The organism is Gemmatimonas sp. (genome assembly GCF_041689975.1).
Lineage (GTDB): Bacteria > Gemmatimonadota > Gemmatimonadetes > Gemmatimonadales > Gemmatimonadaceae > Gemmatimonas.
The window spans coordinates 1-15,406 of record NZ_JBDNFF010000244.1; the positions used below are offsets into that span (position 1 = coordinate 1).

At 63.0% G+C, this 15,406-nt stretch carries 15 protein-coding genes and 1 pseudogene; 8 read left to right on the top strand and 8 right to left on the bottom strand.

Annotated elements, in window-relative coordinates:
* The 3 genes and pseudogenes from ACESNG_RS15630 to ACESNG_RS15640 form a co-directional block, all read right to left on the bottom strand.
* Window positions 1-583: pseudogene (locus ACESNG_RS15630) on the bottom strand (sorbosone dehydrogenase family protein); the annotation flags it as partial.
* Window positions 584-634: 51 nt separating this feature from the next.
* The gene (locus ACESNG_RS15635; RefSeq protein ID WP_373059137.1) at window positions 635-2,572 is read right to left on the bottom strand and encodes a multicopper oxidase domain-containing protein; all 1,938 of its coding nucleotides are present in this window, start codon (window positions 2,570-2,572) and stop codon (window positions 635-637) included.
* A 108-nt stretch (window positions 2,573-2,680) separates the two neighbouring features.
* Window positions 2,681-3,445 carry a nuclease gene (locus tag ACESNG_RS15640; protein WP_373059135.1) on the bottom strand — a complete coding sequence of 255 codons (765 nt, stop codon included), beginning with the start codon at window positions 3,443-3,445 and terminating at the stop codon, window positions 2,681-2,683.
* A gap of 2,234 nt (window positions 3,446-5,679) precedes the next feature.
* Between ACESNG_RS15640 and ACESNG_RS15645 the strand changes: the two genes are divergently transcribed.
* From ACESNG_RS15645 to ACESNG_RS15655, 3 genes are all read left to right on the top strand, one after another.
* On the top strand, window positions 5,680-6,435 hold the full coding sequence (locus tag ACESNG_RS15645; protein WP_373059133.1) for a bacteriorhodopsin-like: 756 nt from the start codon (window positions 5,680-5,682) through the stop codon (window positions 6,433-6,435).
* 105 nt (window positions 6,436-6,540) lie between these two features.
* The gene (locus ACESNG_RS15650; RefSeq protein ID WP_373069659.1) at window positions 6,541-7,713 is read left to right on the top strand and encodes a lycopene cyclase family protein; all 1,173 of its coding nucleotides are present in this window, start codon (window positions 6,541-6,543) and stop codon (window positions 7,711-7,713) included.
* Window positions 7,710-8,600 carry a Brp/Blh family beta-carotene 15,15'-dioxygenase gene (locus ACESNG_RS15655; protein ID WP_373058369.1) on the top strand — a complete coding sequence of 297 codons (891 nt, stop codon included), beginning with the start codon at window positions 7,710-7,712 and terminating at the stop codon, window positions 8,598-8,600. The genes ACESNG_RS15650 and ACESNG_RS15655 overlap by 4 nt, the downstream gene beginning before the upstream one ends.
* Window positions 8,601-8,807: 207 nt before the next feature.
* Here the strand turns inward: ACESNG_RS15655 and ACESNG_RS15660 are convergent, their stop codons facing one another.
* Window positions 8,808-9,752, bottom strand: a complete 945-nt coding sequence (locus ACESNG_RS15660; RefSeq protein WP_373069661.1) for a transposase — start codon at window positions 9,750-9,752, stop codon at window positions 8,808-8,810.
* 60 nt (window positions 9,753-9,812) lie between these two features.
* Between ACESNG_RS15660 and ACESNG_RS15665 the strand changes: the two genes are divergently transcribed.
* Window positions 9,813-11,042, top strand: a complete 1,230-nt coding sequence (locus ACESNG_RS15665) for a protein kinase domain-containing protein (protein ID WP_373069663.1) — start codon at window positions 9,813-9,815, stop codon at window positions 11,040-11,042.
* A gap of 25 nt (window positions 11,043-11,067) precedes the next feature.
* Here the strand turns inward: ACESNG_RS15665 and ACESNG_RS15670 are convergent, their stop codons facing one another.
* The gene (locus tag ACESNG_RS15670) at window positions 11,068-11,193 is read right to left on the bottom strand and encodes a hypothetical protein (RefSeq protein WP_373059877.1); all 126 of its coding nucleotides are present in this window, start codon (window positions 11,191-11,193) and stop codon (window positions 11,068-11,070) included.
* Between ACESNG_RS15670 and ACESNG_RS15675 the strand changes: the two genes are divergently transcribed.
* The 3 genes from ACESNG_RS15675 to ACESNG_RS15685 all read left to right on the top strand — a co-directional run bounded on the left by ACESNG_RS15675 (window position 11,192) and on the right by ACESNG_RS15685 (window position 12,790).
* Complete coding sequence (locus ACESNG_RS15675) at window positions 11,192-11,794, top strand: TolB family protein (RefSeq protein WP_373069665.1); 603 nt, start codon at window positions 11,192-11,194, stop codon at window positions 11,792-11,794. The genes ACESNG_RS15670 and ACESNG_RS15675 overlap by 2 nt on opposite strands.
* A 131-nt stretch (window positions 11,795-11,925) precedes the next feature.
* Window positions 11,926-12,264 (top strand): hypothetical protein, encoded by a 339-nt coding sequence (locus ACESNG_RS15680; protein ID WP_373069667.1) that lies wholly within the window; start codon window positions 11,926-11,928, stop codon window positions 12,262-12,264.
* 127 nt (window positions 12,265-12,391) lie between these two features.
* Window positions 12,392-12,790 (top strand): hypothetical protein, encoded by a 399-nt coding sequence (locus ACESNG_RS15685; protein WP_373059871.1) that lies wholly within the window; start codon window positions 12,392-12,394, stop codon window positions 12,788-12,790.
* Here ACESNG_RS15685 and ACESNG_RS15690 read toward each other — a convergent pair.
* Both ACESNG_RS15690 and ACESNG_RS15695 read right to left on the bottom strand, forming a co-directional pair.
* Complete coding sequence (locus tag ACESNG_RS15690; protein ID WP_373059869.1) at window positions 12,782-13,210, bottom strand: Uma2 family endonuclease; 429 nt, start codon at window positions 13,208-13,210, stop codon at window positions 12,782-12,784. The two genes, ACESNG_RS15685 and ACESNG_RS15690, sit on opposite strands and share 9 nt — an antisense overlap.
* 237 nt (window positions 13,211-13,447) lie before the next feature.
* The gene (locus ACESNG_RS15695) at window positions 13,448-13,774 is read right to left on the bottom strand and encodes a DUF2442 domain-containing protein (RefSeq protein ID WP_373069669.1); all 327 of its coding nucleotides are present in this window, start codon (window positions 13,772-13,774) and stop codon (window positions 13,448-13,450) included.
* A gap of 173 nt (window positions 13,775-13,947) precedes the next feature.
* Here ACESNG_RS15695 and ACESNG_RS15700 point away from each other — a divergent pair, with 173 nt between their 5' ends.
* Complete coding sequence (locus ACESNG_RS15700; RefSeq protein WP_373069671.1) at window positions 13,948-14,598, top strand: DsbA family oxidoreductase; 651 nt, start codon at window positions 13,948-13,950, stop codon at window positions 14,596-14,598.
* Here ACESNG_RS15700 and ACESNG_RS15705 read toward each other — a convergent pair.
* Complete coding sequence (locus ACESNG_RS15705; RefSeq protein ID WP_373059863.1) at window positions 14,558-15,031, bottom strand: PIN domain-containing protein; 474 nt, start codon at window positions 15,029-15,031, stop codon at window positions 14,558-14,560. The genes ACESNG_RS15700 and ACESNG_RS15705 overlap by 41 nt on opposite strands.
* Window positions 15,032-15,406 lie beyond the last annotated feature (375 nt).

Genomic DNA, 15,406 nt, shown 5'->3' on the forward strand with positions numbered 1-15,406 from the left:
CCACGCGCGTCGCAACGGCCGAGATCGCGGTGTCGCCGGTGCGATACGGAAAACGAACGATCGCATCGGTGTTGGCCACGTAGAGCACGTCACGCACCAATGTCATGCCGAACGGTGCGACCAGCCCCGACAGCAGCACCGGTCGGACATCCGCAATTCCATCGCCATTGGTATCGCGCAACAGCGTAATGCGATTCGCGCTGGGTGCGGCGCCGCCAGCCTTCCTCTGAAACCGCTTGAAGAAGAACCCCTTGATGCCTTTCGCATCGTCGGGGCGGCGTGGCGCATTGGTTTCGGCGACAAGCACGTCGCCGTTGGGCAACACGTACAGCCAGCGTGGATGGTCGAGGTCGCGCGCGAACGCCTGCACAGTGAGCCCCGGCGCGGCGATCGGCATCTCCCCGGCCTGCCACGGCCGCGCTGCTGCGACGGCGATCGTGGGAATGAGAGAGCGGCGGGGGGGATCGAGCACGGGGGCCGGTCCGGTGCCGGCTTCAATGGGGAGCCGGGCACTGCCGCCGCAGCCGCTGGCGCTGCTTGCCGCCGCGAGCATCAGCCCAGTGATCAGAAGTCGATTGGTCATCCTGCGTGGCTTTGCAAGAACCGCGCTCGAAAAAGTGGATCCTGCGTACGCTTACTTTTTCGGGGTCGTCGTGTTCGTTCCGGTCTTCGTGCGTGGCTTGGGCTCCACGATCACGTTGACCGGAATTTGCCATCCGGACCCATCGTTCGCGACATCGAGTCGCCACGTACCCGGCACCGTTGGTGTGAACTCGAAGTCCGCTGTTTCACCCGGTCCCATCACCACCATCGCCAGTCGTGACGTCGCCATCGCGCGCGGAAGATCGGCTCCATCTTTGGCCACGGCACGCCAGCGTGCGGTCACGGCGTCGTTGCGCAGCGTAAAGCGCACGGGCCAGTCGGGATTGATACTCACCAAGCAAAAGCGATGCGTTTCGCCGACAGTCAGGCGGAGCGGCCTTGGACTCGTTCGACCGTTCACGAGGGCGAACGGAGACTCGATCTTGTCTTCGATCGCTGGGCCACCGCCGCCCACCACCACCAGATGATCGCGGGCAAGATCGCGCGGACGATCGGTCACGAGGATGGCGCCGTACATCCCCGACAGCATCTGCTGCCGATCATTCAAGTGCGAGTGATACGGAAAGGTGCCTGCGCGCGGCGGCACGAACTCCGCCACGAAGGAATCGCGCGGCGCGATCTGCGTGTAGATGCGATCACCAAGCCCACTCCAATTTGGTACGCCGTCTGGAAAACTTTCAATCTCGAGTCCGTGCCAATGCACGCTGGTCGGTTGTTCAAGTTGGTTGTGCACCACGATGCGCACGGGTTTACCCCGTTGCAGCTCCAACACCGGACCGGGGATCGACACCGTGTTGGCACGCGGCACCGAATCACCGACCTGCTCGACGAAGCCGATCGCATCGGCGCCGCCAGGGAGCGCGTGTGGCTCACGCTGCACCCGCAGATGAATGGTACGCGCATTCACCATGCTTGGTGGGGTGTAGCCGTGCGGCGGCGTAACTTGCAACGCTACCGCAAGCCCGCGCATCGAATGGGGCGTCATCGCGTCGCCCGAGTGATGCATCATTGGCGGCGACGGCGACTTGACAAGCGAAACGGTTTCGTCGACGTGAAAGGCGAAGTGACAATGCAACAGCCAATTACCTGGCGTGGACCGCAGAAAACTCAAGACTTCAGAAGTGCCGACTTCCACCAGATCCGTATTGCTGAGAATCTGCCGACTAGGTGGAATGCGTTTCCCTGCGCGCTCTTCGATTCGGTAGTAGAACCCGTGCAAGTGCATCGGGTGCGCTAATGCCATCGTGTTCCCTTTGCGAAAGCGCACGGAGTCGCCCTGCGGAAGGGTCAGGCGTTCCGTGTGCGGAGACGCCTTCCCATTGATCACGCTCACCACTTCGAAGGGCTGTCGACGATCGTCGTAGGGATGAAACCACTCACTGAGCACGAAGATGTAGTCATCAGTACGCGCCTTGGGTGCATCGACGATGATGACGCCATTCAACTGCGAATCGAGCCAATTGCGATCGAAGGCTGTCGTCCCCTTGAACGCGCCCCAGTAGAAAAAAGTCCCGGCGGAATCGAGACGAAAGCGCAGCTGCCGCGTTGCACCGACTGCCAACGATACCGTATCGGTACCCGCGTTGCTCCCCGCCCGCAGACCACCGATCACCAACGCCGAGTCGCTGCGATTGGTGAGGGTGAGCTGAACTTCCGTGCTTTGCCGGACACGAATGAGTGGCCCCGGTACCGTCGCGCTCTTGCCGACCTCGGCGAACGCGAGCACCGGTACTTCGGGATCGTTCTCGCCTTCAGGCTTCCACTTCGCGGTGACAATATCGATGGCGAGTGACAGCACGCGCCCCGTCTGCACGCCCGCGGCGATCCGATTTCGGTTGGCAACCGCCACCACGGCATGTGCCGCAGGCATGGGCAGCGGCACGCGAGGGAGCGGCGCCACGAGGTGCAGCGGCGCCTGGAGCTGGAGCGCGACGCTGAGCAGCGTGACCGGCACGAATGAAAAGATCACGGCAGTGCTCGGTTAAAAGCGATTCACCCTCAGGCACGTCACACGGACGAATCGTGATTAAAAAGCACGATCACCGCCGATACACAAATCGGCGGCAGCGACGAGCGCTCAGCGCGCGCTCGTCACCCACGCCGTATACCACAAATCGCGTAGCATCTCGGCCCCGGCGCCCAAGCGTGCCACCGCAAACGCGTGCTGCGCCGGCGTACGCGCTTCCGCTATGAACGGGGTAGCCTTATCGATGGCGTAGAGCGTCTCCACCTCGGCACTGGTCGTCATGAGATAGGCCACCACCGCGCTCCGTACATTGGGAAAGGCCTGTGGTACATGGATCATGGCCTCGCGCACATTGGCCGTTTTGATGTGGGCCTGCACGAACGGCGACTCGAACCGGCCGTGAAACCGGCTGTCGGTGGGATAGCCCTTGGGATTGTCGCCCACCCACCCGTTGTGATGCTTAGTGGTGTGGTGCGGGTTGGAGCCGTCGGCCACGTAGTGACCCAGGATGCCCGCGTCGTCGACGATGCGCTGTTCGATCCATGCGCGCACCGTGCTGTCGGGAGCGATACGCCAAAGCCGGAAGTCACCGCGCAGCTTCGCAGTGAGCTCGAGAATCGTGAACGGCAGCAGACCCATACTTTGCGGTGCCACGCCGCCCGCCCGTACTGAGTCGGCGAACGCCCACCGATCACGTGCCGCCAGCGCTTCGGTGAGCTGCAGCGGTGACACGAGATCCATGTCGATGTAGTGATCGGGCGACGTGCCCCCCTCGAGCGCCGGTTCGAGCTGGCGTTCCACTCGATCCTGCCAGCGATCCGGCTCGGGATTGAGATACGAGAGCTGCGGAGCCGCATCGCGAAAAAAGCGCGGCATGTCCTCTGGCAACGCCTGCGCTGCCGCGAGACCGATGATTCGATGGCCATGATCTCCCCACGCGCTGAGCGCTGCGGGGACGCATAGCGCTACTTCGAGACCAACGACACGAGCGGTGGCACCGACTCGGCACCAACGGACGAACTGCTCACGAACGGAAATGGCACGATATGCTCGGGGGTTCGGCACGCAACGCGTTCTGCGCTGCGAGTGACCGGTGAAACGTGCCATGATGTTCGCGCCGGAGGTATGCCGGTTACCGAAACAATACAGGCGCTTCGGGACTTCGTGTGGGTGAATCACGGCGAAATCGCCCGCTGCACTGCCTCACCGCAGATGACCGCTGACAAGCCGGGGACAAACAAGTGGAAGATCACCGTACCACACTCGGTCGTCACGCGCGGCCGCAATCCGCGTCCTGTCCGCGCCCATCCGCGGTGAGGCCGTTGGTAGTTTGCTCCGTTGCCGCGGGCCTCGCCCCCGTCGGCAACCTCCACTGTACAGTCTTAATGATCAGTGCAGCAAATAGTTCTGGATTGTCTGCGGTTACAGCCCAACGTTTTGGCATTGGAACGGCGTCCATTATCGATGTGCTTTGGGAATGGGGTGGTTTATCTGGTCTCGACTTGACCGGCGAGGCGCTGCCTGGCGGTCGTTTGCGCGGAGGCGCGCGGGACGGTCACGCACAGAAGCACCGGAACCACAGGAGTGGTGGTGCGGCACGCCCGGGTCCGCCGACGCGATGCCGGTATCGATCAGTGTTGCTGTGCTTCGCGTCTCTTCGCGAGCTTCGCGCGAACCTGCCGACTCTCCGACAGATCCGAAGCAGCCGCACGCACCGCCGTTCGCGCGAAGTCCGCGAAGATCGCGAAGGCCCGCGAAGCACAGCAACCACAGGAGTGGTGGTTCGGCGCGCCCAGGTCCGCTGGCGTGATGCCCGTATCGATCATTCTTGCCGTTCTTCGCGTCTCGCGAAACTGTTCGTGGCGGAGAACAAGGCGGACGTTCGCGTGATGCTGTGGCCGAGATGAGGGCTCCCGTGCGCCGACATCTCGTCCGCTGCCAGAAGCACCCGCAGATCATGCAGAACCTGTTCCACGAGAAGCACGTGCAGTATGCCGCATGACGGCACTACCCACTAATTAGCGGCCTAGTCAGTAGCAGCGGATGGACGCGGATACCACGTGATAGGCAGTGCCGAGTTCTCGCCCGTGTTTATGCGACATCACCCTGCCGGTCGTGCGCCTCGATCCACTGCTCGGTGAGCTGATCGAGTACGTCGAGTGGTCGCGGAGAGGGGTGCGGCGGAACGGCTCCCATTTCGCGCCATGCGGTCAGATGGGTGCCGATTCCTGTTCTTCGCGTGTTGCTCTGCGTGCTCTACGCCTTCGCGTCCTCGGCGTGATCGGTTCAGCGGCCTGGTTGTCGCCGCCCCCGGGAGTAGTGCGCGGCGTACGGTACGCACGGGGCATTGGAACGGATCACGCTGAGGACGCAGAGAACGCAGAGGACGCAGCGGCGCTCCGCCAAACCCTGCCGGATTTTCTCGTGACTACGCGCGCAACCCAGTCTCTGGCACAATGCATCGTCGAACGACAGGACCCGGACACCTTGAAGGTGTTCCGCTTGGCTTCATCGCGCAAAAAATCAGCGCCGAACTCGGCACTCTCGAGCATGCGGATGGACAACAATAACTTGTAGCCAAAACCAGAGTCCGCGACTCGCGCGGCCCCAATCCGCGTCGTGTCCGCGTCAATCTGCGGTGAGGCCGCTGGCAGTGCGGTCTGTTACCGCGGACCTCGCCGCATGCCGCATCTTTCGCTGAACGGAGTGCTTAATAGCGCCTGCGTTTCCTGGTGAACAGCCCTCCAACTTGATGAACGCGCTTGTTCCAGAACTCGTTCCTCAATGCGGCCCCCATACGGTGTCGTACGCATGCAGACGTTCGCAACGAGCCACCAGCTCCAGATCGCCGTGAACGGTGATGAATCAATCGTGATGCGATTGCTTGATCGGTCCAGACGCGTGATACAGTCTGTTGCCGTTGTACCGTGATCGGTGCAGGTACCGCAGTACGAACAGGCGAGCGTTTGCGGTATCACGTGCGCAGCACTCCACGAAGCGCAAGTCTGTTCTGGAACCGATTCGTGTCACGCGTGCTTGGATCGAGGTGATCACGCACGCAGCTGTGTGTCGCTCACACGTTCGGCAACAGCTCACACTGGAGTACATGAATGTTCGATATCACCGTATCACAGTTCGACCTGGTGTACAACGCATTCTCGTTCACGATCGCTGTGATGGGAGCAGCGACGTTGTTCTTCATCCTCAGCCGGTCGCAGGTCGCGCCGGCCTACCGTACCGCGCTTGCCGTCACGGCACTCGTGACCGGTATTGCACTGTACCACTACGTGCGAATCTTCGCGAGTTGGGAAGGCGCGTACGCAGTAACCAACGGCACGATCACGGCCACTGGCGCAAAGTTCAATGATGCATACCGGTACGTCGATTGGCTGCTGACCGTGCCCTTGCTGCTCGTGGAACTGATTCTCGTGATGCGTCTTTCGCCGACGGAATCGTCGCGGAAAGCCGTCAAGCTTGGCGTACTGGCGGCGGTCATGGTTGGACTGGGTTATCCTGGCGAGATCGCCACCGATTCATCGACCCGCTGGCTGTGGTGGAGTATGTCGATGATTCCGTTCCTGATCATCGTGTACGATCTCGCGGTGGGCCTGAAGGCGTCGATCGCCTCGCAGCCTGAATCAGCGCGCGGGCTGATCCGGTCGGCGCGCACGCTGACCATCGCATCGTGGTGCTTCTACCCGTTGGTGTTCGTGCTGCCCATGCTTGGCGTGACCGGCGGAAATGCCACGGTCGCCGTGCAGGTCGGTTACACTATCGCTGACATCGTGTCCAAGGCTGGTTTCGGCGTGCTGATCTACCTGATCGCGGCGCGCAAGTCGGACCTGGAAAAGTACGTGCCCGCATGACACACGACGCTGGCGGTGTGATGTGCGCCGCCAGCGCTGCGGCGGCGCCGGGCCTTCTGATCGCGGTCAGTGCCACCGCACGCTGTGCGGTAGCGGGCGGGCGGCATGCGTCCTGACGCTGATCTGATCGTGCTTGGTGGGGGATGTGCAGGGCTGAGTCTCGGGGAGCGACTGGTGGAGTCGCCACGACGCGCGCAGCGTACGATCGTGCTCGAGGCGCGTCAGGCCTACGTGGCAGACCGGACGTGGTGCTTCTGGAGAACTGCACCACATCGCCATGATGCGCTGGTGGAGAAGTCCTGGTCGCGTTTGCGATTGAGATCAGCGACCCGCACGGTGCATGTGGATTGCCGCGAGGCGCCATATCAAATGCTCGACTCCGGGAATTTCTATGAGCGCGCCGAGGGTCTGATTCGTGGCTCCACGTCGGTTGAGTTGCACCTCGACACGAAGATCACAGCCGAACCGCAGCGACGTGCAGATCACTGGGTGGTCAATACGTCCCGCGGGACGCTGTCGGCGCGACAGATCATCGACACCCGCCCGGCAATGATTCCTCGTGAGGGCGATGCCGTGCTATGGCAGTCGTTCCTTGGCCATGAAGTCGAGTGTGACGAACCTTGGCTCGACGACACCGTGGCGACGTTGATGGATTTTGCCGGCTGTCTGGACGACGGTGTGCTCTTTCACTATGTGCTACCGGTCTCGCGGACTCGGGCGCTCATCGAGACGACGGTATTTGGTCCGCGACCGCTCTCAACGGCACGTCTGACGAAGTACCAGAATGCTGCCTTGGACAAGGCCTGTGGCGGTCATCGACGCACGATCGTGCGCAGCGAGGGGGGCGTACTTCCCATGGGCATGACGCAGGTGGCCCCGCCGCTGGGTGACGGATACGCACGCGCCGGCGTGATGTCGGGCGGCGCGCGCGCCAGTACAGGGTACGCATTCCAGCGAATACAACGATGGGCGCGTGACTCAGCGCGCGTGCTCAGCAACGGCGGCGGCGTCACCGGTCACGCGGCGGATCCATTGATTCATCGCGGCATGGATCAGCTGTTTCTTCGGGTCGTTCGCAGCAATCCGGAAGGCGCCGCGGAACTGTTTTTGAGCATTTTCGGGATGCATGACCCGATGCGCGTGATCCGTTTTCTAACGGACTCCTGTTCGCTCAGCGATTACGCTGCCGTCATCGCTTCATTGCCGACTGGCGTGTTCCTTCGCGAAATGTGGAGTGGGATGTGGACACGCTCGGGCAACCGCTTGGAGTTCGTATGAACAAGGCGCTGCGGGCGCAGGGGCTGACGTTCTGTGCCCTCTCCGCCGTCGTTGCCCTAAGCGCTCTTCTCTCGCCGCCGCTCGAGGAACGCGTCGAACTGGCGTTGATCAGCGGATTGATTTTGACACTCGGTGTGCCTCATGGCGCGCTGGACACGATTTTTGCGCGCCAGGTGTATCGCCTCCGATCACCGGGCGCGTGGCTGTCGGCTGCCCTCTTGTACGCGGTGCTCGCAGCGCTCGTCGTTGGCGTCTGGTGGATATCACCGGTGGTTTTCCTCGCTGGCTTTCTCCTGGTTTCGATCGCGCACTTTTCGGGTGACCTTGCGTCTGGAGTGAGCACGCTCACCCGTGTCTTGTACGCTGGCGCGGTGATCGTGCTGCCCTGCCTGCGTTTCGAGGCTGACGTGGCGCGACAGTTTGGATTTCTCGCCGGGCCGGGCAGCGGGGTTTCACTTGCTGCGGCGCTCTCGGTGCTGGCGTGGCCATGGCTTGCGTGCTCGCTCGCCGCTGCTGCCTTCGCCCTGCGCCGTAACACGATGGCCGGTGCAGAATTGCTTGCGGTAATCCTGCTCGCCGTCTTCGCATCGCCGCTCGTCGGCTTCGCCGTATTCTTTTGTGGAATGCACAGCGCGCGTCACGTGATTCGGACGTATCACTACGCGAACCGAAGCTCGCTTCGCCTGCTGCTCACCGCGGCACTGGTCCCGATGCTGCTGGTCGTGCTGGCAGCCATCACTGGGTGGGTGTTTCTCGATCACAGCGCGCCATCACGCGGTGTGGCACAATTTCTGTTCATCGGATTGGCTGCGTTGACCGTTCCCCATATGCTGCTGGTCGAACGGGTACGACTATCCGGCTGGCGATTGGGTGCGGCCGCTGGCTGATGGTTCGGGATTCGGCACCGTGCGCCGCAGCGGACCGTCGCGTTACGGCAGCGGCCCGAACAGCTCCTCTTCGGCTACCACCAACGGCGGGAGCGTGGCCAAGGGCGACCACGTCATCGATCCGTGGTGGGTCTCCGGAAACTCCGACGCCACGGTCCAACGCTCGATCGTGCGCTTGGCCTCGTCAATAGGTGTGGAAACGTGCGGTCAGGCGGCGGCGTTCTCGAGGGCGGGGGTTGGTGCGGCAGCAGGTCGGCCATCGACGTAACGGACGCCGAGGATGACGGCAAGACATAACGCCGGGGCGTTGAGTTGGCGGAAGCGCGATTCGGCCACGAGCAGTAACCGCCAGATGATGGCCGTCGCGTGCTCGACTTTCTTGACGCGTTTCGCGGCCGACGTCCGAAGACGCACGGCGGCAAACGGCGACTCCACGACGTTCGTCGTGCGCAGATGGCGCCAGTGCTCTTTGGGAAAAGCGTCGTACGTGATCATGCGCTCCCCATCGCGATCCAGTCGTTCGCACGCGTTCGGATAGCGCAGGCCGTACGTACGATGAAACGCCTGCCGTTCCAGCTCGGCGTCCGCCCGCGTCTCGACGCCCCAGATCCCCAGATGACCGTCGGCGCACGTGAGCGGCGGGGGACGCAAGCCACGCGCGGTCAGATCGCGCATCGTCATTGCCCAGCTCTCCGTCGATTCGCGCACGCCACTCTCGACCGCGAGCACCACCTTCGTCCCGTCGGCGAGTCCACCGATCAGCACGAGCAGCGCGGCCTTGGACGTCTCCAGCCCGGCCGTGGCCGAGCCGTGTAGGTACAGCTCCGGCAACAGCGCCGCCACTTCAGGTGTACGCCGCTTAAACAACGGCATTATGCGACTGACGAAGCGCGCCTCGAGCCCTCGCACGCGCGGACGGCGCAGCGTGATCGTGCCGTTCATGAGCGCGAGCCGGCGCGGTTTGCCGTGGCCGTTGCGATAGCCGACCGGCGTCTCGTCCGTCGAGCGGACGCTCTTCCGCCGTCCGAGCAGCGCCTCGACTTCTTCCTCCAACACCTGCTGTACGCACTGCTGCACCTGCTGGCGGACGAACGTCTCCAACGTCGGCCACGTCGGGCTTGACGTGATGACGTTTCCAATCAACTTGGACATAGGCGGTGGCTCCTTTTCGATGTCGGGATGCTCCCGAGGGTGATTGGGTTACCCGAGAAGGTGCCACCGTCTGCCGTTTATTTCCACACTATTTGTCGATACCTCGACGGCCTCCTGTACTACGTGATGCCGTTCATCGACGGCGAGTCGCTACGCGCGCGATTGGCGGGCACGGGCCCGTTGTCGGTGAATGAAACGGTGCAACTGCTGCGCGAAATCACCGACGCGCTGGCTTACGCGCACGCACGCGGCATCGTGCATCGCGGCATCGTGCATCGCGACATCAAGCCCGACAACGTGATGCTCTCGGGGCGTCATGCGGCCGTGACCGACTTCGGTGTGGCCAAGGCACTCAGTGCGTCAGCCGGCGGCAGTCTCGCGACGGTCGGCATCGCGGTGGGCACGCCGCAGTACATGGCGCCAGAACAGGCCACCGCCGACACCAACATCGACCAGCGCGTGGATATCTACGCGCTCGGCGTGTTGGGCTACGAGATGCTCACCGGCAAGCCGCTGTTCGACGCGGTCACCGCGCAAGGACAGCTGTCGGCGCACGTGCTGGAGGTACCGAAAGATGTGCGCGAACGCCGGCCGGAAGTACCCGAGGCGTTGGCCGAGACGCTGCTTAAGTGCGTGGCGAAAGACCCGGCAAATCGCCGGCAGAGTGCAGATGAACTGCTGGCGCAGCTGGATGTGATTGTGACCACGCCGAGTGGCGGACTCACGCCGACGGCAACGCGCCCGTTCAAAGCGGCCGTAAAGTCGGCGGACGGGGAGGCCGCAAGGCCGCCGGCAGCATCGCGGCGCTGGATCGGTATCGTGGCCACGGTGGCCGTGCTCGCCGCGACGGGCGGATTCGCGGTGTGGTCGCGCGGCGGCGACAGCACGCCGGCGCGCATCGAGCGGATCGCCGTGATGCCGATCGAAGACATCTCCGGCAAGGATGCCATCTTCGTAGACGCCATGCAGGGCGCACTCACCAATGCGCTGAGCAAGCTCGGCACCGTTGGCGTTGCCTCCCGCTCGTCGATGATGCCCTACAAAGCCACACCAAAACCCACGTGCGAGATCGCCATGGAGCTCGAGCTCGACGCGGTCCTCGAAGTCACGGTGTTTCGCTCAGGTGACGTCATGCGCATCAACATGCAGCTCAGTGACCCGGCCACTACGCGGAGCTTGTGGTCGGAAACGTACGAACGCGACGTGAAGGATGTGTTGGCTGCGCAGAGCGAGATCGTACGTCTCACGTCGGCGGCAGTCGCCAAAGTTTTGTCACCCGAGGGAACCTGATGCGACGCTCTGCTTGCGCCATTGCTTACGCCGCCGTTGCGGCGACGTCCACGCTCTCAGCCTGCGATCGGGAAAACGCTGCGAGCGCCACGAACGACGCGGTGCCGAGCGCCGACGCGCTCAGTCCAGCGTCGTCAAGGCACGTAGACATGAGGTTCTCGCCCGACAGACGTCGCGTCTCGTACTTTACGCCCGGCGCGAGCGGCTTTGACCTCGTGGTGGCCAAGGCCGACCTCAGCGAACCACGACGCTTCGCGACAGTTCGCCACACCAACCCTGTTGTCTGGTCGCCGGACGGACGCAAGCTGGCCTACGCCAACGACGACGCTGGCATCCAGAACCTGGCAGTGTTGTCGCTCGCCAACGGCACCGCACGGCGTTTGACGACAGGCAAGTCCATTGAGCTCCCATCGTCGTGGCATCCCCGTGGTGATCGTGTGGCCTACCTCGCCACGGCACCGGGCGGAACCTTCTGGACCTCGGCGGCGTCAATCGTCGATGGGACCACGGCGCCGATGGTCTCGGAACCCCTCCCGCAGCTCGCCGAGTGGTCGCCAGACGGGACGCGCATCGCGTATAACCGAATTGAAGGCGGCCGCGGTTCGATCTGGTTGGCAGACAGCACGGGGGCGAACCCGCGGCCGCTCACAATCGAGGGGTTTAAATTACTGCGACGGCGTCATCGTCGTCGTCCGATGGAAAGTTCATTGCCTACGCCTCCACACGCACCGGCGCCGGCGACATCTGGGTGATTCCGGTCGACAGTGGTGCGGCGCGGCAACTCACGCGCGACATCCGGAACGACAACCAACCCGCCTGGTCTCCCGGCGGTCACTGGATCGCGTTTATTTCCACCAGAGGTCGCCAGACCGGGGTGTGAATCGTGTCGGCCGCTGGCGGCCCCGAGATTCGCGTTACCGACGACGCTATCGAAGAAGCCGATCTCCAGTGGATCGGCAGCGAACTCACGATCGGGTTCGGCCGCCCCGCAACAACACAGTCGCACTGGGCTGTCGACTTGGCCGGCGGCGGCGAGCGCCAACTCACTTCGGATTCCATTCGCATCGGCAACTTCCGTCCTTCGCCAGTCAACGACGAGGCGGCGTATGTGGTGGAGCGAGGCGGCGGCGTGTCGGAGCTCCGCGTGCTTGCACGCAAGACCGGTGAGAGCAGAACGGTGGTGGGGTCGGTGCCGCGATCGGTGGTCCGCCTATTCGGCTGACGACCGTCGGCTCCGCCTCGGGACCCGTGCTCTCGCCAACCGGCGATCTGTTCTTCACCGTGCTCGGCGGGCGCACGGGACGATTCGACCTCGCCAAGCTCACCAAGGATGGCACGCTTCAAATGCTTTGGGAGCGAGGCGACGCCACCATTTCGCGACGGGGTGTCACGCCGAGTGGGGACTCGCCGTCATCACCTCGACGCTTCCCAACGGTGGGTTCGGTACGTTTTTCATCTCGACACGCACGGGTGAAGGGCGTCGCGTACTCAGTGACAACGAGTCCGGCGGGGACCTCACGCCCGACGGCACGCAACTCATCTACTTCTTCGGATCGCCCAAGCAGGACTTCGGCATCTTCAACCTGCGCGACGGGAGCAAGCGTCAGCTCACGACCGGCAAGGATTCTTGCTCCTTCTACTGGCTGTCGTACGGCGCCAAGCAGCTGATCGTCACGCGGTCGGCCAATACGCAGGCCATCGTGACGGTGGATATGCGGGCGGCGCTGGAGAAGAAGTCATCACCGTAACGCGCGGCGATCGATCCATCGCGGCTCCCGCTTTCCCAGCGCCTCAGCGAACAACGCATCGAGGTCAGTCCGCAACGCAACTGCGGTCTCCCCCGCTTGCCAGGTTAGCGTGCCCGTGAGGATCTCCGGACGCGGAACGCCGGGTGTCCATCGCTCCACCAACCGCGCGTCGAGATCGACGATCCAGTATTCCACGCCGTAGCGCTGATAGCGCGCGCGCTTCATTACTCGATCGTGGCGCGCAGTGCTGGGTGAGAGCACCTCCACCACCAGTAGCGCGCGACCTATGTCCGACGGCGACACGGGACGACGCCCGCCAATGAGCGGCAGCACGAACAGATCCGGCTGCACCAGTGTCGCCCCGTCGAGCTGCAGATCACCGGGACCATGTCCACCGCGCCGATCTCGCCCGCACGGCAATACGCACCGAGTACGCGAAACAGCGCCGCCACCGCTCACTGATGCGACAAGCTCGGCGACGGGCTCACGAGCAGCTCGCCGTCCACGCGCTCGAAGCGCCGTCCAAGCTCGTCCGGCAGCGCTCAAACTTCGCGTGCCGTCCAGCAGCGTGTATCGACAACGGGCATGAACATATGTTGCTTCTACTTGGCGTTGGGTCGCAAGGGTCATGCTGTTCGGCAGCGACACACCAGACTATTACCTGGTGGCGAGTCCCCAACGCTGCGCCATGGCGAGGAACGCGGCCGCATGCGAGGGCCAATCGTGCAGCGTCGCCCGGTCGAAGTCCGCGCCATTCGGCCATATCACAGTGTGCACTTCGGGGTCGACGCGCACCTGGTTGAACAGGGCGGGTTCGCGAAGGGGGCCGAAGAGCGCTCCGGCCAAGATCGATGAAAAATCAATCCGGCGTTCCAGCTCGTCAGCGAAGCGAAGGCGCAGCGTAGAGGGAACGACAACTTCTGCATACTCCACGTAATAGATCGGATGTTGCACCATTGGGTTGTGCGAGAGACTCGATGGCATCAATCCCCAGGAAGCGACTGAGCTCGGGCTCCCCTGAATCTTGTGCAAGGGGTACGAACCAGTACAGGCAGGCCAGTCACTGCGGATGGACCTGGCCAACCCATCAAGAGCAACGCGCCACACTTTCGCCTCATCGACCGCCGCGACCACTCAAACTCCGCTCAGACCTCCCCATGAAAATCGAAATCTGGTCCGACATCGCCTGCCCGTGGTGCTACATCGGCAAGCGTCGATTCGAACAGGCTTTGAACCAGTTTCCCCATCGCGACGCGCTCGACATTGTATGGCGCAGCTTCGAGCTCAACCCCACCGCCCCTGCCCGTCAAACGATACCCACCGTCGAACTACTCGCCACCAAGTACCGCATGTCCGCCGAAAAAGCACAGACCATGATGGACCACATGGCAGCGACGGGTGCAATCGACGGTCTCGAGTTCCGCTTCGATCGCTCGATCTCCGGCAATACGTTCGACGCCCATCGCGTCATCCACTTCGCCGCCACCGTCGGACAGCGCGCGGCGATGGTCGAACGTTTGTTCGCGGCTTACTTCACCGAAGGTGAGGCGATGGGCGACCACCACACGCTCGTGCGTCTGGCGAGTGATATCGGATTGGATGCGATGGCCGTGCGCGACATGCTGTCCAGCACGGCCCACGCGACTGACGTGCGCAACGACGAGGCGCGCGCGCAGCAGTTCGGCGTCACCGGCGTCCCGTTCTTCGCCATAAACGAGCGCTACGGCATCAGCGGTGCACAGCCGGCGGCCGCGATCGTCGAGGCGCTCACGAAGGCGTGGAAGGAATCGGCATCGGTGTCGAACTGAGCTCACTCGGCGTGGTCCGGAACGGATTGATCACGGTGAGATTGTCGAACATCTGGCCGTGCTGAAGCTCTTCGGTAAGCAGCGTGCGACAGCCCAAGGTCTGGGCGCTGCCAACGATGAGCGCGTACCACCACGAGAGCCCGTAGCGCGACTCGATGAACCATGCGCGCTCGAGGATGTCAGGATTGATCTCGATAGGCGCCCATGGCAGCAAAGCACTTACCTCGCGCTGTGCATCGGCTGGCGACATGCCCGGACGCAGCTTTCTCGTTACTGTGACGTAGAACTCCTGCCGCACCTGCACGCTGATCCGACCCGTCTCTTGATCCCACAGGGTTCGCATCCACTCGCGCGCCAACGCATGCCGATCGCCGGCGCTACCATCGACCGCGCACACCAGCACGTTCGTGTCAACGAAGATCGGAGCGATCATACACATCCCCGCGAGAAGGGTAGGCCGCACAGCCTGAGTTGATCGGTTTGGGCTCGCGCACGAGATATTGCCGCATTTCCGTTTCGTACGTCACCCGACGACGCATCTACTCGCGCAGCAGGTCACCCAGCATCCGGGAGACGCTAGTGTCGAGCTCGGCTGCCGTGATGCGGGCCCAGCGAGCAACGCCTTCGTCCAGCGTCACGGTGACGTTCTTCGTCACACGAGGTTCGTGTCACACGAGGTTCGTGTCACACGAGAATCGTGTCGATCAATCCCAATTTTCAAGGCAATACTATAATACCGTTAAACATACCATAATATCTTTACCAATATTATTTACGTCAATCGGCTATGCGACCACCGACCAGTCCC